24 protein-coding genes are annotated in these 23,923 nt (G+C 53.5%); 7 read left to right on the top strand and 17 right to left on the bottom strand.

The annotated features are described in order from the left end of the window. Nucleotides 1-17 precede the first annotated feature (17 nt). Nucleotides 18-446 (bottom strand): DUF1801 domain-containing protein, encoded by a 429-nt coding sequence (locus tag AC3I0A_RS10620; protein WP_489377713.1) that lies wholly within the window; start codon nt 444-446, stop codon nt 18-20. A 67-nt stretch (nt 447-513) separates the two neighbouring features. Further along, entirely contained in the window at nt 514-1,074 is a 561-nt protein-coding gene (locus AC3I0A_RS10615; protein WP_489377712.1) for a thioesterase family protein, read from the bottom strand. Between the two features lie 107 nt (nt 1,075-1,181). On the opposite strand from AC3I0A_RS10615, the gene AC3I0A_RS10610 reads away from it, so the two are divergent. From AC3I0A_RS10610 to AC3I0A_RS10600, 3 genes are all read left to right on the top strand, one after another. Continuing rightward, nucleotides 1,182-2,147 carry a GlxA family transcriptional regulator gene (locus tag AC3I0A_RS10610; RefSeq protein WP_489377711.1) on the top strand — a complete coding sequence of 322 codons (966 nt, stop codon included), beginning with the start codon at nt 1,182-1,184 and terminating at the stop codon, nt 2,145-2,147. A gap of 37 nt (nt 2,148-2,184) precedes the next feature. Beyond that, nucleotides 2,185-2,574, top strand: a complete 390-nt coding sequence (locus AC3I0A_RS10605) for a c-type cytochrome (protein ID WP_489377709.1) — start codon at nt 2,185-2,187, stop codon at nt 2,572-2,574. A gap of 203 nt (nt 2,575-2,777) precedes the next feature. Next, entirely contained in the window at nt 2,778-3,221 is a 444-nt protein-coding gene (locus AC3I0A_RS10600) for a phage infection protein (RefSeq protein WP_489377707.1), read from the top strand. A 67-nt stretch (nt 3,222-3,288) separates the two neighbouring features. On the opposite strand, the gene aepX is transcribed toward AC3I0A_RS10600, so the two are convergent. The 8 genes from aepX to AC3I0A_RS10560 all read right to left on the bottom strand — a co-directional run bounded on the left by aepX (nt 3,289) and on the right by AC3I0A_RS10560 (nt 11,437). Beyond that, nucleotides 3,289-4,197 (bottom strand): phosphoenolpyruvate mutase, encoded by a 909-nt coding sequence (gene aepX, locus AC3I0A_RS10595; protein ID WP_489377706.1) that lies wholly within the window; start codon nt 4,195-4,197, stop codon nt 3,289-3,291. 34 nt (nt 4,198-4,231) lie between these two features. Beyond that, entirely contained in the window at nt 4,232-5,179 is a 948-nt protein-coding gene (locus AC3I0A_RS10590) for a hypothetical protein (protein ID WP_489377705.1), read from the bottom strand. Nucleotides 5,180-5,385: 206 nt separating this feature from the next. Next, the gene (locus tag AC3I0A_RS10585; protein WP_489377704.1) at nt 5,386-6,270 is read right to left on the bottom strand and encodes a fumarylacetoacetate hydrolase family protein; all 885 of its coding nucleotides are present in this window, start codon (nt 6,268-6,270) and stop codon (nt 5,386-5,388) included. Continuing rightward, complete coding sequence (locus tag AC3I0A_RS10580; protein WP_489377703.1) at nt 6,271-7,158, bottom strand: NAD(P)-dependent oxidoreductase; 888 nt, start codon at nt 7,156-7,158, stop codon at nt 6,271-6,273. A 30-nt stretch (nt 7,159-7,188) separates the two neighbouring features. Continuing rightward, on the bottom strand, nt 7,189-7,758 hold the full coding sequence (locus AC3I0A_RS10575) for a cupin domain-containing protein (protein ID WP_489377702.1): 570 nt from the start codon (nt 7,756-7,758) through the stop codon (nt 7,189-7,191). After that, the gene (locus AC3I0A_RS10570; protein ID WP_489377700.1) at nt 7,755-8,525 is read right to left on the bottom strand and encodes a PHP domain-containing protein; all 771 of its coding nucleotides are present in this window, start codon (nt 8,523-8,525) and stop codon (nt 7,755-7,757) included. The genes AC3I0A_RS10575 and AC3I0A_RS10570 overlap by 4 nt, the downstream gene beginning before the upstream one ends. A 21-nt stretch (nt 8,526-8,546) precedes the next feature. Beyond that, entirely contained in the window at nt 8,547-9,683 is a 1,137-nt protein-coding gene (locus tag AC3I0A_RS10565; protein ID WP_489377698.1) for a homocitrate synthase/isopropylmalate synthase family protein, read from the bottom strand. Between the two features lie 656 nt (nt 9,684-10,339). Beyond that, nucleotides 10,340-11,437: a DUF1615 domain-containing protein gene (locus tag AC3I0A_RS10560; RefSeq protein WP_489377697.1), complete on the bottom strand. Its 1,098-nt coding sequence runs from the start codon at nt 11,435-11,437 to the stop codon at nt 10,340-10,342. Between the two features lie 351 nt (nt 11,438-11,788). Between AC3I0A_RS10560 and AC3I0A_RS10555 the strand changes: the two genes are divergently transcribed. After that, nucleotides 11,789-12,403 carry a LysE family translocator gene (locus AC3I0A_RS10555; protein ID WP_489377696.1) on the top strand — a complete coding sequence of 205 codons (615 nt, stop codon included), beginning with the start codon at nt 11,789-11,791 and terminating at the stop codon, nt 12,401-12,403. A gap of 68 nt (nt 12,404-12,471) precedes the next feature. Continuing rightward, on the top strand, nt 12,472-13,998 hold the full coding sequence (locus AC3I0A_RS10550) for an FAD-dependent oxidoreductase (RefSeq protein ID WP_489377695.1): 1,527 nt from the start codon (nt 12,472-12,474) through the stop codon (nt 13,996-13,998). A 29-nt stretch (nt 13,999-14,027) separates the two neighbouring features. On the opposite strand, the gene AC3I0A_RS10545 is transcribed toward AC3I0A_RS10550, so the two are convergent. The 3 genes from AC3I0A_RS10545 to AC3I0A_RS10535 form a co-directional block, all read right to left on the bottom strand. Beyond that, nucleotides 14,028-15,281 (bottom strand): OprD family porin, encoded by a 1,254-nt coding sequence (locus AC3I0A_RS10545; protein WP_489377694.1) that lies wholly within the window; start codon nt 15,279-15,281, stop codon nt 14,028-14,030. 104 nt (nt 15,282-15,385) lie between these two features. Continuing rightward, nucleotides 15,386-16,690, bottom strand: coding sequence for a CitMHS family transporter (locus tag AC3I0A_RS10540; protein ID WP_489377693.1), 1,305 nt, complete (start codon nt 16,688-16,690; stop codon nt 15,386-15,388). A gap of 137 nt (nt 16,691-16,827) precedes the next feature. Next, a complete protein-coding gene (locus tag AC3I0A_RS10535) occupies nt 16,828-17,910 on the bottom strand; it encodes a 4-oxalomesaconate tautomerase (RefSeq protein ID WP_489377692.1) in 1,083 nt (360 codons plus the stop codon). A 168-nt stretch (nt 17,911-18,078) separates the two neighbouring features. Between AC3I0A_RS10535 and AC3I0A_RS10530 the strand changes: the two genes are divergently transcribed. After that, on the top strand, nt 18,079-18,969 hold the full coding sequence (locus AC3I0A_RS10530; RefSeq protein ID WP_489377691.1) for a LysR family transcriptional regulator: 891 nt from the start codon (nt 18,079-18,081) through the stop codon (nt 18,967-18,969). Between the two features lie 27 nt (nt 18,970-18,996). On the opposite strand, the gene AC3I0A_RS10525 is transcribed toward AC3I0A_RS10530, so the two are convergent. Together AC3I0A_RS10525 and AC3I0A_RS10520 are read right to left on the bottom strand one after the other, a co-directional pair. After that, nucleotides 18,997-19,839, bottom strand: coding sequence for a PhzF family phenazine biosynthesis protein (locus AC3I0A_RS10525; RefSeq protein ID WP_489377690.1), 843 nt, complete (start codon nt 19,837-19,839; stop codon nt 18,997-18,999). Nucleotides 19,840-19,863: 24 nt separating this feature from the next. Further along, nucleotides 19,864-20,562, bottom strand: a complete 699-nt coding sequence (locus AC3I0A_RS10520) for a glutathione S-transferase C-terminal domain-containing protein (protein WP_489377689.1) — start codon at nt 20,560-20,562, stop codon at nt 19,864-19,866. Nucleotides 20,563-20,877: 315 nt separating this feature from the next. Between AC3I0A_RS10520 and AC3I0A_RS10515 the strand changes: the two genes are divergently transcribed. Beyond that, a complete protein-coding gene (locus AC3I0A_RS10515) occupies nt 20,878-21,552 on the top strand; it encodes a histidine phosphatase family protein (RefSeq protein WP_489377688.1) in 675 nt (224 codons plus the stop codon). A 241-nt stretch (nt 21,553-21,793) separates the two neighbouring features. Here AC3I0A_RS10515 and mnmH read toward each other — a convergent pair whose 3' ends face one another. Then, complete coding sequence (gene mnmH, locus AC3I0A_RS10510; RefSeq protein ID WP_489377687.1) at nt 21,794-22,888, bottom strand: tRNA 2-selenouridine(34) synthase MnmH; 1,095 nt, start codon at nt 22,886-22,888, stop codon at nt 21,794-21,796. Beyond that, a complete protein-coding gene (selD, locus tag AC3I0A_RS10505; RefSeq protein WP_489377685.1) occupies nt 22,888-23,922 on the bottom strand; it encodes a selenide, water dikinase SelD in 1,035 nt (344 codons plus the stop codon). The genes mnmH and selD overlap by 1 nt, the downstream gene beginning before the upstream one ends. Between the last annotated feature and the right edge of the window lies 1 nt (nt 23,923).

Raw genomic sequence — 23,923 nt, 5'->3', positions numbered from 1 at the left:
AGGGTTTCGGAGGCAGCTCATTCAGCCGGTTTGGTGCGAGCCACCGCTCGCACCGACGTGTTAAGAGCCACCGCGACGCGAATCAGCGCCTTCAACGCTTCTTCATCGATCCTGTCGCCCTCATGAAAATCAATGGCACGTCGGGTGTTACCTTCGAGGCTGGAGTTGAAGAGACCTGAAGGGTCCTCCAGCGAAGCGCCCTTGGCGAAGGTCATCTTCACGACATTCTTGTACGTCTCGCCGGTGCAGATGATTCCGGCGTGCGACCACACCGGAACCCCCCGCCACTTCCATTCCTCGACTACTTCGGGGTCGGCCTGCTGGATGAGCATTCGGACCCGAGCGAGCGTCTCGCCCCGCCAATCGCCCAGCTCCTTGATTCTCGCATCTACCAGCTGAGAGGCAGAGCCTGCGCCCTCTTCTTCCTTTGAGCCGATCTTCTTCATGACGGTTGTCGCCCTCTTCATGGCAGTTGTCGCCCGCCACTTGAGTATCGCTGACTGCCGGCTCTCTTCAAGACGGATACTGAGCAATCAGACCTTCTTCCCCTCGAAGCTGGCGGCTCATGTCGTCGCAGCTTTGCGACCAGGCTGTCAGCCATGTCGACATCTCGGGTGACTGTTCAGCCAATCCCAGCTCCCGGACGATCTCGGCAGGTGCAACCGTGCCTTTGGCCGCGCGGAACAGACCCCGCATGATAACGACGCCGATCACTCGCCCTTTGCTCACGAAGCGGTGTTCCATAAAGCTCCATTTATCGTCCCAGCCGAGCATTCGGGTGTGAATCTCGAACGACTCGAACACCTTGAGCTCACGACGAAACTTGCCCCAGGTATCCCCAACGATCGGCACTGCCCTGTTGCGCAGGGCCACTCGGTAGGCGCCGCTGCGCAGGACGAAATCCATGCGGCCTATGTCGGCCAGAGTGAAATAGCGGCCATTGGTGACGTGCCTGTTGAGGTCGAGATCGAGCGGCCAGACGCGCATGCGGATGACGGTGGTGGCCAAGGCGTCAACGGGCTTGCGCCACGGGCGACGAAACAGCATGAGGAGAAGTCGGAACCAGAGATTCATAAGTACGCCGAGGGTTGAATGACCGGTGCACTTTAGGGGGGAGAAATCGGATAAGGTAGGTGCACAAATGACTTTTTTCATGCGAAAAGCGCAATCTGGATCATTTCATGCACGTCACCCTGCTACTGGCGGATCAATGTTCTGCCGCCAGCGCCACCCTGGCGCTGGAGGTGCTCAGTGCCGCCAACCTGTTCGCGGACACCGACAGCTCGCCTTTTGATGTGGTTACCGCCTCTCTGGATGGCGGTGATGTCGCCGCGTGGAGAGGCCAGACGCTGCACGTGGACCTGTCCATCGCCGACATCTTGCGAACCGATCTGGTGCTGATCCCGGGGTTCCTCTTCACGCTGAAGGACGCCTTGCCGGCATTTCCAGGTTATGCACCGTGGCTGCGTCAACAGCACGCGCAGGGTGCCGTTGTGGCTTCAATGTGTACGGCGGCGTTCATGCTGGCCGAAGCGGGAATGTTGAGTGGCCTTCGTGCAACCACGCACTGGGCATTTGCCGATCTCTTTCGTCGCCGATACACCGAGGTCTGTCTGGAGGAGGCGCAGATCCTCTGCGAGGACAATCGCGTGATCACCTGCGGCGGCGCGAGTGCCGCCATGGATCTTTTGCTGCATCTCATCCGCCGGTTCGCTTCACTGGAACTGGCGCAGAAGTGTGGCAAATACTTGCTGGTCGACAAGGTGCGCAGCGAGCAATCGGTCTATGCCATGTGCTCATTACCGAAGAACCATGGCGATGGCGACATCCTGCGAGTTCAAAACTGGCTGGAGGATCACTTCGATCAGCCTCTGCCGATCAATGACATGGCCCAGCGATTCGGGTTCGGCGTCAGGAATTTCAAAAGGCGTTTCAAGGAAGCCACTGGCTACACGCCGTTGACCTACCTGCAAACGCTACGTTTGGAGAAGGCAAAGCAGCTTCTCGAATCCACACGAATGACCCTGGACAGCATCACTTACAAAGTGGGTTACGAAGACAGCAACTCATTCCGCAGGCTTTTCCAGCAGCGAGTGGGCCTGCTTCCGGCGGCCTACAGGAAGAAGTTTCAAGCGAGTGCGAGCTGAGTCACTGTCACCTCTCAAGCCTGATCTGGAGCAGAACATGAAGAAAACCGCAGTCCTCACCTTCGCTTTGATGCTCAACTCAGGATTATTCAGCATGCACGCACAGGCGACCGGCGATGCTGAAGCGGGCGAGAAACTGTTTGCCCGGGTATGCGGCGGCTGCCATCAAGTAGGAGGATCCGCACGGGGTTCATTTGGTCCGCAGCTCAATGCCATTTTTGGGCGTCTTGCTGGAAGCACGACGGACTACCAGTACTCTTCCGCCCTGAAATCGTCAGGCGTCGTCTGGACCCGCGAAACGCTGATCGCGTACATCGAAGATCCAAAAGAAGTGGTACCCGGAACCCGGATGATTTTCTGGGGTATCAGCGATCCGGAAAAGATCGAAAACCTGTTGGCCTACCTTCAGACATTTCAGCCGCAGTGATCTGTGCCTTATCGAAAGTTCAACCAGCACTGCCGTCCTCAAGGCTATTCCCGGCATTGTGTTAGCGCACACCGGCGCAGGTCGCCCTGCCCGCTCCCATCATTCGCGTCGATGTTCACCATCGACCCAATGAAGTTCTCATAAAAATCCTGTCGCGTAACATCAGCTCCATACCCACTTATGACACCCCGGAGCACACCACCATGAAACGCCAAATCATTCTCGGCATCGCTTTCTCGGTACTTGCAGCCAACGCTTTTGCCGCTTCTTCGGTTCACCCCGTCATCGCTGAAGGTGGTTCGGACCGTCTGATCGAAAACCGCGTCGCTGAAGGTGGTTCGGATCGCCTGATCGAGAACCGCGTCGCTGAAGGTGGTTCGGATCGCCTGATCGAAAACCGCGTCGCTGAAGGGGGTTCGGATCGTCTGATTGAAAATCGCGTCGCTGAAGGTGGTTCGGATCGTCTGATCGAAAACCGCGTTGCTGAAGGTGGCTCGGATCGTTTGCTCGAAAACCGCGTCGCTGAAGGTGGTTCGGACCGTTTGATCGAAAACCGCGTCGCTGAAGGTGGCTCGGACCGTCTGATCGAAAACCGCGTCGCTGAAGGTGGTTCGGATCGTCTGACTCAGAATCAGAATCATGCATGAATAGCCTTACCGCGGTACTCAACCTCAAAGCCCGGCTGATCAGCCGGGCTATTTTTTGGAAAATTATTCAGCGTGTTCCAGGAATAAGATTCAAAATATCTTTTATTGCCAAACAATGTTTTTCAACCTCAGCGGTGCATCCATTTTTTAATATCTCAGATGCTACAAAATGCATAGCAGGATAAGCGGCACGAAGCAAATGATTCGCATAAATCACGACATTAAAACCATTCTCGATTAAAGCATCATAACGTATACAATTAAAAGTAGTTGGAACGCAAACAAGCGGAATATTTTTGTGATAACTTCTGAATACGCTAGCAAACTCTAAAACTTCGCACGGTGACGTCTCCCGACTGTGAATCATAATTCCATCCGCGCCCGCCTCTACATAAGCTAAGGCACGATGTATCGCGTCACTCATTCCTGCTTCCAACACCAAACTTTCAACTCGAGCAATTAAAAAGAACTCTTCTGTCAGTTGAGCTTGCTTCACCACAGAAATTTTCTTTGAAAACTCAGCCACCCCTGCCTGAGACTGAAGGACGTCATTACCTAATAAAGAATTCTTTTTCAACCCTGTTTTATCTTCAATAATGAACGCCGAAACACCCAGTCTTTCGGCAGCTCGAATATGATAGGCAAGGTGTTCCGGCATCCCGCCGGTATCAGCATCGAAAATCAGCGGTTTAGTAGTCACCTCAAAAATATCTGATATATTTGACAATCGATCAGAAAAATCAACTAACTCAATATCCGGCTTCCCCAGCAAGGTTGAGTCAGTAAGAGAGCTAGACCAAAAAGCATCGAATTCGATTCGACCTTTTTTCTCCATATGAAAAATTTTTTCAACTAACATTGCACACAATGGGCTATGCACCTCCATAACACGAATCCCATCATTACAATTCAACAGCCGCTTTAAAGCAGCACACCTCTTTTCAGCAGTTATACTACCCAATACTAAATCCTTCATAGCACGCATCCTTTATTAACAATAGAAATCAAACTCACCCATTAAGCCCATAAGAATCCGCCCCAAACAAATAAAAGCACGCTATAGACAAAGCAACAACACAGGACAGAAGCGAAAGAATTGCCTTTATAGATAAAACAAAAAAAACAGCAACCATCAATATAAAACACACAACCAACACATATAAACCAGACTGAACGCCAAAGGTCAGAAGCTTATTTCTAGAATGCCAACCCAACAATAAAAACAATGCAGGCTGAATCAACATATTTGATAAAAAAACCAAAAACACTACAAAAATAAAAACAAAATAATCACCCGAAAATACCATCCAAAGACAACACCCCAAGATTATAACCTGAAATAAAAAACCTATCACCAACCGTAATCTCATCGAAATATGCTGACAACACCTTACAACTATCCAACCAATAACAACCCATATACTCAGCACAACCAAATATAAATAAACTATAGAAAAACCAGGATAACTCAAAGCTTTTATCATTGGAACAAGCATCAATGTCAGAAAAAATACAACATTGGCAATTATAAGATTTATACAACTCATCAGACTTGTTCGCGAAGCTCCACCATTACCCACTGAAAACATATCATCCACACTAACTCTTGCATCACTTAATAAAAACATGACAATAGCTATTGCATACACAAACGAAGCACAAAGAGCTGCTGCTGGCCTCTGATGCAAGACTAGAACTGAAAATAATGTTGGTATAATTAGAGGAAGGCTAGCGAGTGCCAAACTCAGAACCGAGAAATTCCTATATGCATTATTGCTTCTCTCTGAAGACGCAAGTATCGCTCTACCCAAGATAACAGTGCATCCGCTCGCCCCGCCCCAAAGAAACCTTAACAAAAAATCAAACCAACTATAAAAAACATCATCACCAATTGACAAAGCCAAGCAGACGCAGAAAGCAGAAACTAAAAACATTAAAAATAACTTATCAGAAACCACTTTTGAGTTTCTTATACTCACTAAGCCTATAATACAACACCCGAAAGACAAACCCAGCAGATAAGCTACCAGAGGATAGTATGCCGACAGACTCCCTAACTCATATTGTATCGTGTAGTCAATCCAGACCATCAGTCCAGACGACCCTAAGATATTTGCCGTGCTTAAAAGAAGACTGAAGTATACAGTGGCATCCTTCCTAAACATCATAGAGTCATTACCCTGTTTTCCAGCGTCCCGAATAGAGACTTTGGATATATATCTTCAGCATCATCTAAAAAATAAAAATCAATTTTCACCAAATCTCCAGCCTTCAAAAACTCCATACCAGAGATGTTATTTTTAAGTTTTACACACCTTCGCTTCTCTGCTATACAGCCGTGACTTAGCGAATCGCTTCCATATGTTGAAATAGCTCCCGAAGTAATAATAGTTCCAGCCGGCAAATCACGTGTCTTAGCGCAGTATGCAACAAGCTCGGGGAACCCGTACAACATATCACCCGTTGAAACAGCGCAAAAAATCTCGTCATTGATGGCGACCTCCAATTCAAGAATCGGCATTCCATTATTCCACATCGCCTTATTCGCATTGGGCAATACACCAAACCTGCAAAAACTGGTTAATGGCTTTGACTGGATAAAACCAAATCCCGATTCTCTATCTGTGCTTGCAAGCTTTCTGTATGTGAAATCATTACAAGCGGTTAGTATTTTTATGTAATTCTCTGCTTCAACTACCGAAACACCTGCTGGTACTGCATCAGTGATAATTGCCAGTTCCGCTTCAAAGTCCAGATCCAAATCATCTATAAACTTTAATTCATCACCTGACCCCAAGAAAAAATCACTAGCCCCCTGGTAAGCTCTTATTGGTCCTTTTGCACTTCCACCATGATGATTCATACGACCTTTTTTATCAGGAAAAACACTACCATAAAAAATTTGTGGGGCCTGACTGACGATCGGTGCAGCAGAACTAGATGACCACACCTCGTCTACCACCGCATTCCCACTATCCTCCGAGCTTGGTACAGCACAAAACTCGTATAGCTTATTATCATCATTAAACAGCGAACAAAAACGCTTCACTTAACACCTCATTCGCGCATTATTAGACATATAAGCAAAACATTCCGTTTGATCTAGAGCCAAGGCGCTAGAACACAAGGTTTGTTTGTAGACGTCAAGCGCACTTTCATAAAAATTGCTTTTTATCTTGAGTTCACAAAACAGTTCACCAGAAAGCTCAAGATCTTTTATCCTTATGTCTAATGGAACTGTAATGCTACGCTCCATGCGCATATACCTTTCGAGCAACAGTTCAAGATACACAGATCGTCCTCTGCCTAAACCTAACGACCTTCCAATTACCTCCTTCTCGACCCCATAAGTCTCTGCCAGTAGAAGTGCCTCTGCAGCGACTATCAAATTTATCGCCTCACAATAATTATTAATAACTTTCATCGCTTGAGCAGCCTGATTAGACTGCATTAAGCAATAGCTTCGTAGCAAAGTTTTTAAAACGACATCAAACTCCGACTTCGAGTATTTCGGGCTTTGACCAACGTAACCAACAAGCCCTCCTGAAAGTGCACCTTCAGCCCCGCCAGAGACCGGCAACTCAACATAGTCTATGTCAAACTCCCTGAAAAACGTATCCAGTCTTGCGGAAGCATTCGGCCCGATTGTGCTTGTATTAATTATTAAAAATTCATGAAGCTTTAATGCCGCAACTATTTTCTCACTTGAAAAAACCTGGCGAATACTTGCCTCATCTCGCAAGCATAAAATCCACACCTTTCTCTCTCTAACAAAAGCCTTATCAAGATCATCAATTGGCTTAGCCCCCATCAACACCAATTTTGTCAGCTTATGCTTAGTTCGATTATACGCAGAGACATTAAACCCACAGTTCAACATACGTGTAATTAATGCCTCACCCAAAACTCCGACACCTATCACCGAGACATTGATCATGATGCCACCCCATTGAAAAAACGCCCAAACTCAAGATAAATTGTAGTTAAATGCAAGTATTTCTGAATCATCCTCAAGTGCTATAAAACTGTGCGGTACATTTGGACTTATATAAATCGAGTCTCCTGCACCTAGCGTTTCAGTTTGCCTACCCAACACGGCATTGCCCCCCCAGTCCACCCGCACAATTCCTCTTAGCACATAAACAACTTCTCTAGACGAATGCCCTTCATTCAGGACAATATTTTCGGGACAACGACAATGCAAAATAACCTTCAACGCCATTAACTCTGGAGCAGTGTTTGAAGTGGCGAGATGCTGATATGTATAATATGTGTTTCCGCCTCTACTATTGACCTTGCAAAAACCCTCATCGCGTCTGAAAATCTTCACTCCTTTTGTTAGGTCGCTGCCCAAGCCGTGTAGAACCTCGGACAAGGGCATTATTAAAATATCTGCCAGTTTTTGTAGTTCTTCAATAGAATCAATCTCAATATATTCTGCACACTCCGCATTTATCGCACTTAAAACCTCTTCGATAGACATCTTCCTACTGACGGCCAATTCTTCAATTTTCGAACATCCGATTTTAATACTCATACGCATTCTCCTGAATTCATCCAAGTAAATTTTTCCTTGTAAAGCTTAGATATCCTCATTAACTCATTAGCCGCATCGCTTATGCATGAAACAGTTTCGCCTTTAACAATAAGTTTTTTTAGTTCTACAACATCAAAAAATGCACCACCGTCAAACCTCATTTTACTTTCTTCAATCAATGTCAGCCCAGCACCTAATTGAACCCATGTATGAGCATCGCTACCACATAGCTGGCCTTTTGAATATTTACTCGCAAGCTTTAAATAATCACTCATAGAAGCCGACTGTTTCCCTGGCACTTCAATCGCGTCAATACGATCTATGACCTGTTCGAAATCCTGCCACCACTTCCCATGAAGTAACAGATGATGTGCCACAGAAACATAATGACTACCGCTATCATCAAGTAATTTCAGAACCTCGGCCGGAGTATATACATTTTTTCTCCGATCCAAACTCATCACCGTGTCTAGATCTGTGTGCACACCTATATCACCATCTCCAACCAAGGAGACTTCTGCCCCGGGACTAACAACAACTCCAGATGCTAGTTTTATTGTTCCATTTGGCTCGACATTTCCGCCAAATCTATTTTCACTGAACACCTCTAGGTAAAGCTCTTCAAACCCAACAGCGTCTCTATGCTCTGTTAAACATAGAACATCAATATTTTTTTCTTTCGCCACATATAATGTATAGGCTATTTCACTCCAATCAGGCCTCGATGTTTTTGATGCCAATAAGTGGACATGGGTATCTACCAACATAGCTCACCCCTAATTTATAGATTATTGGTTGAAAAAGACTTCACCCTTAACGACAGCTACAACACCTAACAACTCCTCATTACTTAATCCCTTTTCGTTTTTCATGGACAGCGCACGCGTCAAACTCAGATATTCGCTCAACTCACTCTCTGTTGACTCAACTCCCAAAGTCTGAAGAACATACTCAATTGCAGAACGCCCCGAGTGTTTTCCGACGACAATGCGGCGAATACCACCGACGAGTTCCGGTAAAAACGGCTCAAAACTAGCACTATTTTTTAATATACCATTCGCATGGATGCCCGATTCGTGAGCAAATACATTTTTTCCTACTATAGGCTGCCATGGAGAGCACTGCACGTGGGTAGCCTCTGCAACAATATGGCTCAAGGATATAAGCTTGGTTGTATCAACACCTAGATCGATACCATATAAAACTTTTAAAGCCAGTACGCATTGCGCGAGATCAGGCATACCCGCGCGCTCACCGATTCCATTTACTGTTGCATGGAAAAATGTAGCTCCTGCCTGAATACCAGCCAATGTATTGGCCGTAGCAAGACCAAAATCATTATGCGCATGACATTGTACGGCAATACCTGATACCCGCTTTACACTACTTACAATTTTACCGTACTGTTCGGGCGTTAGTATCCCAACAGTGTCTGAAAGACGAATTCTATCTGCCCCTGCTTCGGCGACATGCGAGGCATACTCCTCAACAAAACCAAGCTCTGAACGACCTACATCTTCAGCGCTGATTGAAACAAAAGCGCCACTGTCTTTCGCTAGCTTAATAAGATCAGCCGATGTTCTTAATAGCCAGGATCTATCTTTTTTTAAGTTATCGCTCAGGTGCAGATTAGAGGTAGGAAGACCTATATGAACAGCTTCAAAGCCAAGCTCTAAAGACTGAACAACATCATTTTTTACTCCTCGATTCCACGCGACCAATACTCCCTCACTTTTACGCTCAAGCAAAGTTTGTATCGTATTTAGCTCATCACCCCCCATAGCCGGAATACCAATTTCCAACCATTTTACTCCCGCCTCAATCAAGGATGAAAATATAGCAATTTTCCTTTGTTTGGAAAACGCCACTCCTGGTGATTGCTCTCCATCACGCAAGGTAGTGTCTTCCAGAATAATATCGCTCATTTTTTCACCTCACCTATTAACCTTTGAAAAGCCACAATGCCATATAACGATAAAATTAAATTAACACCGTGCAATTTTGGCGTAAGCAATTGACCTTCGCTCAATCGGAAGACTAACAGCGCAACACAGAAAATCAACTCGTGAAAAGTATGAAAGTTCAGACTTAATCGTAGGAAAATCACTCTTTTCTCGAAGGGAAATTCCTACAAATAACCAACCCATTGATTATGCAATAAATTATCTTTACGTCGAGGCATTAATGTACTACGCATGCCTATCTCATATGCCGCATCCAGTTCCGAGCACACTATGCTCTGTGCAGGACAGCGAATTCATTAGGCAATGATTGGGCGCGCTGAAGCTGCATTTCCTGTTTCATACCAAACAACATGGCATCAAATGCACATTGACTAACGGTTATCATGTTACCGGGACGCTATCGCACATCGAGTTAATTGGATTTCGAAGACGGCGTACTGCATCGCCAAAAGGATTGAGCAGCTGCGACGAAATTGGTGGACGAGTCGATGCTGGTCTACAACGAAGAACGGACATATCTATCCCTAAAATACAAAACGCCCGATGCGGTAGTTGGGGCGTTCTGACTGATATAGGTAGACGTTGCTATTCAAGACCTTATAAACGGTTCATCACTGTCAACGTCCCGAAGCCCTTTTCATGCAGCGCTGATGACGTTCGTCGACCCGTTTGGCGAACCAGGCGGTGGTGAGTTTGCGGGTGATTTTCGGGCTTTTCAGCAGGATACCCGGCAGCACTGCCCGTGGCAGTGGCTTGCCTTCGGCCTTTTCAGCCAGGGCGAAAACTCGTTCGTAGAGTGTGCTGTCTTCGAATTCGAGACTGTCACCCTGCTCCAGCTGTCTTCTGATCGTCGGGTTGCGCATGCTCAATTGCTTACCCAGGGTGCGCACCGCCAACTCAGTCGTCCCGGGCATGATGGAACCGTGGAGAATCAGGTCACCATCGAGTGCCAGGGGTATCCCCGAAGCGCTACTGACGGCGTTCTGGAAAGCCGCATTGCGGCTGGCGTACCAACCGGCATTGAAATCGGCGAAACGGTACAGCGGTTTGGCGTAACTCACCGGATAACCCAGCAGATGCGCAATACCGAAGTACATGCCGCCACGACGGCTGAACACTTCGTGGCGAATCGAGCCCTCCACTGGATAGGGATAGGCCCGTGCCTGGGTTTCGGCAAAGTCGATGCTGACTTGCATCGGCCCGCCGGTATGCACCGGATTGAAGTTCCCGAAGAGGGTGCGTCCCATCGGCACCATGCCGATGAAGTCGTCGAAAATGGCGCTGAGTTCTTTTTCGGTACGTGCGGCGCTCAAGCGCTCGCTGTAACTCTTGCCATTGGGCGAGCCAACCTGCAAAGCGGCACTCACCAATAGACTGGGGACATGCACGCTGGCCGCACGACGGTCGATCTCATCGCGGGCGATTTTTCCCAGCCCCGGCACCCGCGGATCGACCTGGAAAGTGGACTCCTGCTCGGCCACTGCCAGCACCGAACAGAGGTTTTCCGTGGTCGGCGCAATGCCTTGCGCCGCGAACGCCGCGTAGATGTCGGTGGCCCAGCCCTCTCGATCGACCGTCTTCGCCGGCAATAGCCGGACAATCTTCGCCTTCACCTCGGCCGGCCGCGGCGCAGGTGGCTCCTGGGTGCGCTGGCTGCCGCAGCCGGCCAGCACCAGCAGCGTGGCGATCCCCATGATGAATCGATTTGATCGCATGTTTCCCCGAGTCGCGTTGGGCTAAATGGAGCGACTATGAACAAAGCCGCCGCGGATATCGACCGTTGAGTCGAACGGCTGTTCAATGTCGGGTATCTATTCCATGGTCTTGGCGGTGGGCCAGCCAACGCATTGTGGCGAGGGAGCTTGCTCCCGCTGGGGCGCGAAGCGGCCCTAAAATCGGCCACACGGTTTTGTCAGGTAGAACGAGGTTGCTGGTTTTACGACTGCTTCGCAGCCGAACGGGAGCAAGCTCCCTCGCCACAGGTTCTGCGTTCAATGCTACCTTTTCTTGACCAACCGACATCAATGCTTTCCACCGCAAACCTCATACTCTGGAGTTTGATCCTCATGCTCACCCTGGACTTCCTCATCACCTCATTGATCGTTGTGCTGATTCCTGGCACCGGGGTGGTATTCACTATCTCCACCGGTCTTGCCGCCGGAAAGCGCGCCAGTGTCTTTGCGGCCCTGGGTTGTACCGCCGGTATCGTTCCGCATCTATTGGCCTCGGTGCTTGGTTTGTCAGCGATTCTGCATACCAGCGCCCTGGCGTTCCAGGGGTTGAAGTTCGCGGGTGTGGCGTATCTGCTGTACCTGGCTTATGCGACGTGGCGGGATAGATCGGCTTTTGCGGTGGACGACGTACCGACCGCTACCAGCGCTGGCGGCTTGGTGGTCAAAGCCTGTCTGTTGAACATCCTCAATCCGAAACTGACGATTTTCTTCCTGGCGTTCCTGCCGCAATTCATTACGCCGACGGGCCCGGCTCCGTCGCTGCAAATGCTGACCCTGAGTGCGGTGTTCATGGGGATGACATTTGCGGTGTTTGTGCTTTACGGTCTGCTGGCGAATTTCTTTCGCAAGGCGGTGATCGAGTCTCCCCGCGTGCAGACCTGGTTACGTCGCAGCTTTGCCGCGACATTTGCGGGTCTGGGGGCGAATCTCGCTTTTGCCCAGCGCTAAGCTGCTCAATTCGCAACATAGGCGCACACTCTACGGCATGGAATTGATCTCTACCCGAGGGCAACGACATGAAGCGCTGTGACGTTCTGATCATCGGGGCCGGCCCGACCGGGCTGGTTCTGGCGCTCTGGCTCAGCAAACTGGGGATCCAGGTGCGAATCCTCGACAAGACCGCCGTGCCGGGCACGACATCCCGGGCCCTGGCGGTCCAGGCGCGAACCCTCGAACTCTACCGTCAGCTCGACCTCGCAGACGCCATTGTGCAAGGCGGTCACACAGTGCCTGCGGCCAACCTCTGGGTCAAAGGCGAACAGGTTGCGCGTCTGCCGTTCGAAACCATCGGCAAGGGCCTGACGCCCTATTCCTTCCTCGAAATTTACCCTCAGGACCAACACGAACAACTGCTGATCGAACGTCTGGAAAGGTTCGGCGTTTCGGTCGAGCGCGAAACCGAACTGAGGAGCTTCGAGGAGGCCGACGGTTACATCATCGCGCACCTGGCCAACGCCCAAGGGCAGGAAGAGACCTGCGAAACCAGCTACCTGGCGGGTTGCGACGGTGCCCGTTCGACGGTGCGCAAAACCCTCGATATCGGTTTTCCCGGTGGCACCTACCAGCAGGTTTTTTACGTCGCCGATGTGGAGGCAGCAGGTCCGCCGATCAACGGTGAACTGCACGCAGACCTCGACGAAGCGGACTTCCTCGCAGTCTTCCCCCTGGCAGATGCGGGTCATGGACGTGCCCGGTTGATCGGCACGGTACGAGACGAGCGCGCTGAACACGCGGAAACACTCAAGTTCGAGGACGTCAGCAGCCGGGCCATGGAGCATCTCAAGGTTCAAGTGCTCAAGGTCAACTGGTTCTCCACCTATCGCGTGCATCACCGGGTGGCGGAGCACTTTCGCAACGGACGAGCGTTTCTGCTGGGCGACGCTGCGCATGTCCACAGCCCCGCCGGTGGCCAAGGGATGAACACCGGGATTGGCGATGCGATCAATCTCGCCTGGAAACTCGCTGCCGTACTGAAGGGCAAAGCTTCGGACAGCCTGCTGGACAGTTATGAAACCGAGCGAATTGAGTTTGCCCGGCGACTGGTGGCAACCACCGATCGGGTGTTCAGCTTCATCTCCGCCAATGGGCCGATTGCCAATATCGTGCGTACACGCCTGGCGCCGGTGCTGCTGGCCAAGGCCACCTCGCTGGCAGCGGTACGCGGGTTTATGTTCCGCACGGTTTCGCAAATCACCCTGAACTATCGAGCAATGGCCCTGAGCGTCGGCAGCGCTGGTGACGTTCATGGTGGTGATCGGTTGCCCTGGGCGCATGATGGCGATACCGACAACTTCGACTCCCTGTCGAGCATGGCCTGGCAGGTCCATGTGTATGGCCTTGCCAGCGACCCACTGGTTGCATGGTGCGCCGAGCACGGCATCGCGCTGCACATTTTTCCCTGGGGACCGGCCCCTGAAGCGGCCGGTCTTGCGCGCAATGCGTTCTATCTGCTGCGACCCGACACTTATGTGGCGCTCGCTGAACTGTCCAGCGATCCAAAGGTTCTCGAGCGTTATTTCAGCGAGCGCGGGATTCAGCCTTGATCATTATGGAGCAGGCGTGGGACCCCGCCTTACCAGAGCGCGATATCGTAGGTGAAATACAGCCGATTACTGTCGCGGCCACGGGAGAAGTCCGAGCGGTACACGTAGTTGCGCAGCTTCACGCCCAGTCCTTTGAACGTGCCTTGTTGAATCACGTAGGCCACTTCGGCATCGCGCTCCCACTCGTGAACGTTTGAGTTCGATTTTCCATCGTCGCCTTTCAAATAGCGGGTCATGAACGTCAGACCCGGCACCCCGAGCGGTGCAAAGTCATAGCCATAACTGAGCATCCAGGTCTTTTCGTCTTCCTCGATGAACTTGCCGATACCGACGTTACTGAACGAGTAGACGGTTGCGCCACTGATATAGGGCAAGCCAGCGTCACCGCTGAGTGTTTGATAACCGGCGCCCAGGGTGTGGCCGGAGATGGCATAGGAAAGCTGGCCACTGAGCATGTCGTTGTCGATCTTGCCGCCATCGGCAGTCCCGGCATCGGAACTGTGAAAGTAACGCAAGTCACTGGTCAGTTTGCCGGAGCCCAAGGGCAGATCGTGCTGGATACCGGCGAAGTTCTGGCGGTAGAAATTTTCCAGTTCCCCGTAGAAATAGCTGAGGCGTATGTTCTTGCCAAGCTTGTAGTCGGCCCCGGCAAAACTGAAATCGCCACTCTTGGCGCCTGAGTAGCCATCTGGGACGATCGAGCGACTGTCGCTGGAATCGCGCAACTTGAATTGATCGAGGTGACCGCCCGTGAGGGTCAGATTGTCGATATCGGTGCTGGTGATCTGGGCACCTTCATACGTCTGCGGCAACAAGCGCGCATCGTTGTAGATCAGCACGGGTGTTTTGGGCAGCAAGGTACCGTATTTAAGGGTGGTCCTGGCCAGTTTGGCCTTGGCGGTCAAGCCAGCGCTGGCGAATTCGTCGGCAGCGCGGCCATCGTCATGCACCGGCAGCAGACCTGTACCGCTGCGGCCCCGCCCGGAGTCTAGCTTGACTCCGAGCAAGCCCATGGTATCGATACCAAAGCCGACGGTTCCGGGTGTATAGCCCGATTGAAAGTCGAGCAGAAAGCCTTGGGCCCATTCTGTACGTTCGCTCTTGGCAGTCCTCGCAGAACGCGCACTCAAACCCTGTTCATCGCGGAAGTTTTCGTTGATATAGACATTGCGTAACTGCAACTTCAACTTGCTGTCATCGATGAAATCGGTAGCGCTGGCGCCTGCCATGGGCAACACGCTCAGAAATGGAAGAATAGCCCCACGCTTCATGAACTTGGTCATGCTGATGTACTCGTTGTTGTTATCGGTTGTTGGCGTTATTGCGGGTGCAGATCACCGCGCACCCGCTGTGGGCGCGTTGGATCGAAAGGTTTTATTTCAGGAAATCAGGCGAATAACGTCAGCGCGCCAGTGAGCAAGGCCAGTGCCGTAACCACCAGTGAAGTGAGCACCGCCCATTTGACGGTGGCTTTCTGGAAGTCTCCAATGTCGCGGTCGACCATGCCGACCAATAACAAGGTCGAGGCCACCAGCGGACTCATCAGATGGACCGGCTGACCCAGAATCGAAGCCCGGGCGATCTCCACCGGGCTGATGCCATAGGCCGCAGCCGCATTGGCCAGGATCGGCACCACGCCAAAATAGTAGGCATCGTTGGACAGCACGAAGGTCAGGGGCATGCTGGTGATCGCCACCACCAACGGAAACAAATGGCCCCAGGACGGCGGGATCCAGTCGACCAGTGTTTGCGCCAGGGCATCGACCATTTTGGTACCCGAGAAAATGCCGGCGAAGATGCCCGCGGCAAATACCAGCAGCACTACCGTCATGGCGTTGCCCGAGTGAGCGAGGATGCGTTCTTTCTGAATGTCCAGTTGCGGGTAGTTGATCAGCAGCGCAAGGACGAAGCCGATCAGGAACAGGATCGCCGAGTGCATCAGCCCCATCACCAACGCGATCATGACCGCGGTCACCAGCAACAGATTCACATAAGCCAGTTTGGGCCGTTTGTGCGGCGTGTCTTCGAGAATCGCTTTGATGTAGCAGTCCCCGCCACCGCTCTGCAATTGAGTATTACCAATACGCTTGCGCTCGGCGCGGCCCAACAGAAACGCGGTGAAAACCACCCATATTGCGCCGCCGATCATGGTCGGCAGCAGCGGGATGAAGTACGCCCCGGCATCGAGCCCTAGCGCTGCAATCGCCCGGGTAGCCGGACCGCCCCAAGGCGTCATGCCGCTCATGATGCTGAGTGAGAGCATGGAAATCGTCGCCAGGATCATCGGATTCATGCCAATACGCTTGTACAGCGGAAGCATTGCCGCGCAGGTGATCATGTAGGTGGTGGTGCCGTCGCCATCCAGGGCCACGGTCAAGGACAGCAGCGCGGTGCCGACGGCAATTTTCATCGGGTCGCCGTTGACCCGCTTGAGGATCTTTCTGATAAAGGGATCAAACAGCCCGGAGTCAATCATCAGGCCGAAGAACAGAATGGCGAACAGCAGCAATGCAGCGGAGGGTGCGACCGTTTTCAGGCCGTCGAGCATCATCTTCCCGGTGGTGCCGCCAAAACCGCCAATCACGGCAAATACGATGGGTACGATCGTCAAGGCAACGATCGGGGACAAACGCTTGGTCATGATCAAGTAGGTGAACACAACCACCATGGCCAAGCCGAGTAAGGCAAGCATAGTTATCTCTCTTGTTGTTATGGATAGCATGACCGACATAAGGGCGAATGCCTCCCATGCCCGCCAGGCGACGCGATGAACGGCGCCCGGCAGCAGGTCTTTTATGAGTTGAACAGTGACTGCGCGCGGTACGAGGATTACCCAGCGAGTCGTTGAGAAGCAGGTGCGTATACAAAGCCGGAGAACAGCCTTCGTGCTGTACGAACGACCGAAGCACGAATGGTCTCACCGTTTGCGCCGGTGTAGGACAATACGACATCGATTCCGCCACTGGGGTGTTCTATCCGAACCTGTCGCAAGCGAGGCTCAGTGGTCGCGCCCAGCATGCGTGCAACCACACTGCCTTCGCTGACGCAGGCCGTTGCCAGACCGATGGAACCGGTAATCGCCAGCGCACGATGGCAGTTGTGCGGCATAAAGTAGCGGACCTGCACGGTGCCCCCGGCCTTGGCCGGTGAAACCAGCACCGGCTTGGGAATGACCTTGTCGCTGACGTCGCCCAGGCCCATGGCCATACCGGCACGCAGGCGCAACGACTCCAGGCGGCGAAGGAAATCCTTGTCCGCATCCAGCTCGGCCGGCGTCTCGTCACCGCGCTTGCCAAGGTGACTGGCCTCGATGATCAGCATCGGCATGGCCATGTCGATACAGGTCACCGGGATACCATCGAACCAGTCCAGGGTCTGCCCGGTAGGAAACAGCTTGCCGGTCTTGCTGCCGGCGGCATCGAGGAATGTCAGTTGAACCGGCGCCGCTGTGCCGGGCACACCATCGATGGCGGTCTCGCCTTCGTAGCTAACCTTGCCATCGGGCGTCTGCACATCGGAGGTGACGAAGGTCCCGGTATTGAGATTGCGAATGCGCACTTGGGTCAGATCGCCCCTTGCCTTGACCAGTCCCTGCTCGATTGCGAAAGGCCCTACCGCACACAACATGTTGCCGCAGTTCGGGGCGGTATCCACCCGACGCTGCGAAACCATGACCTGCACGAAGAGATAATCGACATCGGCATCCGGGTGCAAAGAAGGACTGACGATTGCGACCTTGCTGGTTTGCGGACTTCCGCCACCGATGCCATCGATTTCAAGTTCGTGGCCGGAGCCCATCACGCAGAGCAACAGCTCATCGCGTTCTTCGATCGATGCAGGCAGATCCCAAGCCAGAAATACCGGTCCTTTGGAGGTACCACCGCGCATCAGCACACAAGGAATTCGTTGCATAGCCACTGACTCTTGTTAATCAATCGGAGCAATTGATGTCTTGGGAACAAGAGTGGCAGGGATTGAAAAGTGTTTCCAATGCAAAGATCGGAGCTATTATTGTGTTTCGCGCATGAAAGAATTAAGGTTCACCACGTGGTCCGCAGTCCTCTTCTGAAGAGATAAAAAATGGAATATGAACTCCAGGATATCCGATCTTTCGTGAAAATCGCCGAACTCGGCAGTTTCCATGAGGCTGCAGATGCCTTGCATCTGTCTCAACCTGCACTCAGCAGACGGATAAAAAAACTCGAGAAAGGTTTGGGCACCACACTTCTGGACAGAACAACCCGCAAAGTCAGCCTAACGAGCGTCGGTCGCGACTTCCTGCCAAAAGCACGCCGGCTGCTGGATGACTTTGACGACTCGATCCTGAACATTCGCGAGTTGGCGGAGCGGCAAATCGGCCAGGTGACCCTGGCCTGTATTCCTACCGCCGCGTTCTATTTCTTACCGTCGGTGATTCGTCTCTATAACGAGCGATATCCGAAAATTCGCATACGCCTGCTGGATCTCAGCGCCAACGAAGGGCTGGAAGCGGTGCTGCGTGGGGAAGCAGATTTTGGCATCAATATGATGAGTGGCCAGCACCCGGACATCGAGTTCGTTTCTCTGGTCAATGAGCCGTTTGTACTGGCCTGCCGCCGCGATCATGAATTGGCTGAACGAACCTCCGTCACCTGGTCCGAGCTGAGTGCTTACCGCCTGATCGGCGTCGGGCGTTTAAGCGGGAACCGGATGCTGCTGGACCATGCCCTGTCGGGTCTGAGCTGGCGCCCTCAGTGGTTTTACGAGGTGCAGCACTTATCGACATCTCTGGGCATGGTCGAAGCCGGTTTGGGGGTATCAGCCATGCCCAGCCTGGCAATGCCTGCGGCGGACCATCCGACGCTGGTGAGCGTCCCGCTGATAGAACCGGTGGTCAACCGAACGCTGGGACTGGTCTACCGCCGGGGCGCGTCGTTATCGCCAGCGGCGGAAAAGTTCGTTTCCATATTGTTGGAGCAATGGCCGCATTGATTGTGCCGGCCACTGGATCGCTCCTCTCTACAGACTCAAGCTTCCCTCGATACAGGTCACCGCCGAGCCGCCGACCCAGATCTCATCGCCGATCTGCTCGACATGAATTCTCCCGGCACGGCCCATGGTCAGGCCCTGACTCACCACGTAAGACGCAGGTGCCAGGCCTTCGCTCAATAGCCATTGTGCGACGCCGGCATTCAGACTGCCGGTGGCCGGGTCTTCAGGCGCGCCGTCGCCGGAGATGAATGCGCGTACTTCAAACTGCGCATCGGTGTCGTCCCGCTCCGGGCAGCAGGGTGCAATAACGCCCACCGCCAGCCCGCGCAGTTGCGCGTAATCGGGTTGCAAGGCCATCACCTGGGCACGATCAGCGAGCATTAGCACCAGCCAGCCGGCACCGTTGTCGACCCACTGCGCAGCAGTAATCGTTCCCGCTTCCACACCCAGCCCAAGACGAACACGCTCCACCAGATCAGCGTCCACGGGACCGGATCTCAGCAACGGCGGTGCGAGAAAAGCGAGATCGCCACCCTGTCGGCGGATCCGCACCAGACCGACAGCGCATTCCTGAATGATCTCTTCACCCTTGGCAATACCGCCGGCCTCAAGCCAGGCATGACAGGTCCCGAGGGTCGGATGACCGGCGAAGGGCAGCTCTTGCAAGGTGGTGAAAATTCGCACGCGATAGTCGGCCCGTGGATCACGCGGTTCGAGCACGAAGGTGGTCTCACTCAGGTTGGTCCAGGTCGCGAAGGCGGCCATGCGCTCGTCACTCAGCTCGTCCGCGCCGAGCACCACGGCCAGTGGATTACCTTTGAGCGGTGTGCGACTGAAGACGTCCACTTGCTTGAAATCGAATTGACTCATTGTCCATCCTGGTCATGATGAAAATTACTTGGGAATTTCGAGACCGCGCACAACCGCCGGCCGTGCTACGAAGCGCTCCAGCACCCGCAAGACGTTGGGATAGTCCTTGATGCCCACCAGATCCCCGGCCTCATAAAACCCGATCAAATTGCGCACCCACGGGAACGTCGCGATGTCGGCGATGGTGTAGCGCTCGCCCATGATCCAGTTGCGGCCAGCCAGCCGCTCGTCAAGTACATTAAGCAAACGCTTGGCCTCTGCGATATAACGGTCACGAGGGCGTTTGTCTTCAAAGTCCTTGCCGGCGAATTTACTGAAGAAACCGACCTGGCCGAACATCGGACCGATACCCGACATCTGAAACATCAGCCACTGGATCGTCTCGTAGCGCGCTGCCGACTCTTGCGCCAGGAGTTGCCCGCTCTTGTCGGCAAGGTAGATCAGAATCGCCCCGGACTCGAACAGTGCCAGCGGTTGGTCGCCGGGGCCATGGGGATCGATGATCGCCGGGATTTTGTTATTGGGGTTGAGCGACAGGAACTCGGGAGACCGTTGATCGCTGGTGTCAAAACCCACACGGTGAGGCTCGTAAGGCAGACCGATTTCTTCGAGCATGATCGATACCTTGACGCCATTTGGGGTCGGCAAGGAATAGAGCTGAATCCACTCAGGGTACTGGGCAGGCCATTTTCGGGTGATGGGGAAAGCAGAAAGATCGGTCATGGTGAACGTCCAATGACAGTGCTGTTCGAGGATTGGGCACGCGCTTGGGTGCCACGGCGGGGCTGATTATAAACGCAGCTTTTGCCGGGGCTTCTTAATTCCGAAACATGGTGTCGCTAACCTCCTCACCAAGCCTCCTCCGGTCCGGATAAAGTACCGTCAAGTGGCGAGGATGAACCAACGGGCCTCAAGGGACTCTGAGAAGGACACGGCAACCCACCGACCGTTAATGACAGGGAGAACCGCACGCGGCCGGGAGCTTGCGGTGGACAGGTTTGTCAGCCTTAATCGAACACGCTGAAGATCAACTATCCAATGAAGATCCCACGGAATATCGCTAAACACCTGAAACAGCGCCCCTATACTTTATTGTCTGCGCTGCTGGTGGCCGGCGCGTTGTTCCTGGCACTCGAGGCCAGCGAAACCCGTGCGCAACCGGCTGACGGAACCCAGACCCTGGTGTTCCTGCGCCATGCGGAAAAACCCGCCGGCGGCCTCGGGCAGTTGAATTGCCAAGGTTTGAACCGTGCCATCAATCTGGCAACGCTGCTGCCGGAAAAGTTCGGCAAGGCCAATTATGTGTTTGCCGCCAACCCGACGCGTAATGTCGAGGAAGGCGAACTGGACAACTCTTATAGCTATATCCGACCGTTGATGACAATCAATCCCAGCGCGATAAAACTCGGCTTGCCGGTGAACATCAAATTCTCGGCCAACGACACCAGTGCGCTGGCTGACGAATTGCTGCATGACAAGTACCACAATTCGATCATCTATACCGCCTGGTCCCACGGCTACCTGCCCGAACTGATCAACAAAGTCGCGCAGGAAGCCGTCGGCGAGAAGCGCACCATCACCGATGACTGGGAGTCCGGCGATTTCGACTCGCTGTTTGTGCTGACACTGACCTGGCATAACGGCAAGGCAACCTTGCTTAGCCACAGCTACAAGCAGGGGCTGGATAACGGGCAGGAAGATTGTCCGACATAAACATTCGGTAGCAGCCCACATGCAGTGGGCTCAACAGGGTCAACGGCATACAGGGTTGAGCGCGATGATTGCGGTGCGCTCCAGGGCCAATCGCGAGCAAGCTCGCTCCCACACTTGACCGCATCAGACACACATTTTGTGTGCGCCGCGGATCTAATGTGGGAGCGAGCTTGCTCGCGATGGGATCGGAAGCCCCCCACACCTACCCGCATTCAATCGCCGGACTTACAGCCAGCGCAGTTCACCTGCCGCGCTCGCGCAGATACTCGAGCACGGCGGCCCGCTCTCCCGCGAACTCGATGCGTTCACCTTTGCTCTCACGCTGGAAGGCGTACATCGGGTCGTAGTACTCACTCAGCAACCCTTCGATCCAGGCACAGTGCTGATCCACCGCCCCACTGCACGCCTGCTCCGCCAATGCCGCTTCCATGAGTGCCAGCATCCGCTGATGACGCTCGCCCCCCAGGCGTTTGTGAATATTGTTCAAACTCGCCAGCATTCGCTCGCAAAAGAGTGCAAAGCCTTGCTCGCCATGCACCGCAATAAACTCCGCACACAGGTCAACCACGTAATCACCCAGGATGCGCTCGACCCGCCCTTGCAGGCTGTCTTCGAGCCAGACCATGGGGAAGCGCTGCATGCCCTGATAAAGCGGCAGCGGCAAGGCGCAGCTGCCAACCATGCGACTCTCATCTTCCAGCACAAATTGCTCGATACCTCTGGCGCGCTTCTTCAGCACATCCACGGCCAGGCGGTTCTCAAAATCGATGTTCGTCGGTTGGCCCGTTGCGCGCTTGCCGAAACTGGAGCCGCGGTGATTGGCGTGGCCTTCCAGGTCCAGGCCGTTGCTCAGCTGAGTCAGCACCTCGGTTTTGCCGGTTCCGGTCATGCCACCGAGCAAGACGAAATCGCACTGCGCGACCGCTTGATCGACCGTTTCCAGCAGGAAGGTGCGCATTGCCTTGTAGCCGCCACCGACTCGCGGATAATCGATCCCGGCCTCGTCCTTGAGCCACTGCTGGACGATCTGCGAGCGCAAGCCACCGCGAAAGCAATACAAACACCCATCGGGATTGGCCTGGGTAAAATCAGCCCAGGCCTGGATACGTTCGGCTTTGATGTCGCCAGACACTAACTGATGGCCCAGGTCGATCGCAGCTTGCTGACCTTGCTGCTTGTAGCAAGTGCCGATCCGTTGCCGCTCGCTGTCGGTCATCAGCGGCAGGTTGATCACCCCGGGAAAGGCGCCCTTGGAGAACTCGACCGGCGCACGGGTATCCATCATCGGCCGGTCGTTGAGGAAAATGTCGCGGTAGTCGGTGATGTCGATGGGCATCAAAACACCTCTACCGCGTTAGTCTGTCGTTCAACCAGTTCACCGATCGGTTCGAGCGCTAGCCCCAGCTCGGCGGCGACCGCCAGAAACTGCGCGTTGCCCTCGGGAGTCACGGCGACCAGCAAGCCACCGCTGGTCTGCGGATCGCAGAGGACCCGCTTGTGCAACTCTTGAAGACGACCGATCTTGTCGGCATAGCTGTCAAAGTTGCGCAGGGTCCCGCCCGGAACACAACCTTGATCGAGGTAGTACTCCACGCCAGGCAGGCGCGGCACACGCGCATATTCGATGCGCGCGGTCACGCCACTGCCGTCGGCCATTTCCACCAGGTGCCCAAGCAGACCAAAACCGGTGACATCGGTCATCGCCGTCACGCCCGCCAGCTTGCCAAAGCGGCTGCCGGGCTTGTTCAGGGTGCACATCCAGTCGCGAGCCAGACCGACATCGGCGTCACGCAGCTTGCCCTTTTTCTCTGCCGTGGTAAGGATGCCGATGCCCAGGGGCTTGGTCAGATACAGCAGGCAACCAGCGGTCGCGGTGTCGTTGCGCTTCATATGGCGTTTTTCCACCAGACCGGTAACGGCCAGCCCGAAGATCGGCTCCGGAGCATCGATCGAATGCCCGCCGGCCAACGGAATTCCCGCCTCGTCGCACACCGAACGCCCGCCGCGAATCACTTCCCGGGCGATCTCCGGCGCCAGCACGTTGACCGGCCAGCCAAGGATCGCAATCGCCATCAAGGGATCACCACCCATGGCGTAGATGTCGCTGATGGCGTTGGTGGCGGCAATGCGCCCGAAATCGAACGGATCATCGACAATCGGCATGAAGAAATCGGTGGTCGATACCACACCGCGCTCTTCGTCGATGGCATACACCGCCGCATCATCACGGGAAGCATTACCCACCCAGAGTTTGGGGTCGAGATTCTGCGCACCACTGCCGGCCAGAATCACCTCCAGCACCTTGGGCGATATCTTGCAGCCGCAACCCGCACCGTGGCTGTACTGGGTCAGGCGAATCGGCTCGCTCATA

This window comes from Pseudomonas sp. KH_024_B2, from assembly GCF_057839965.1.
The sequence above is the reverse complement of the archived record's forward strand: the minus strand, read 5'-3'. Positions and strand labels throughout refer to the sequence as shown.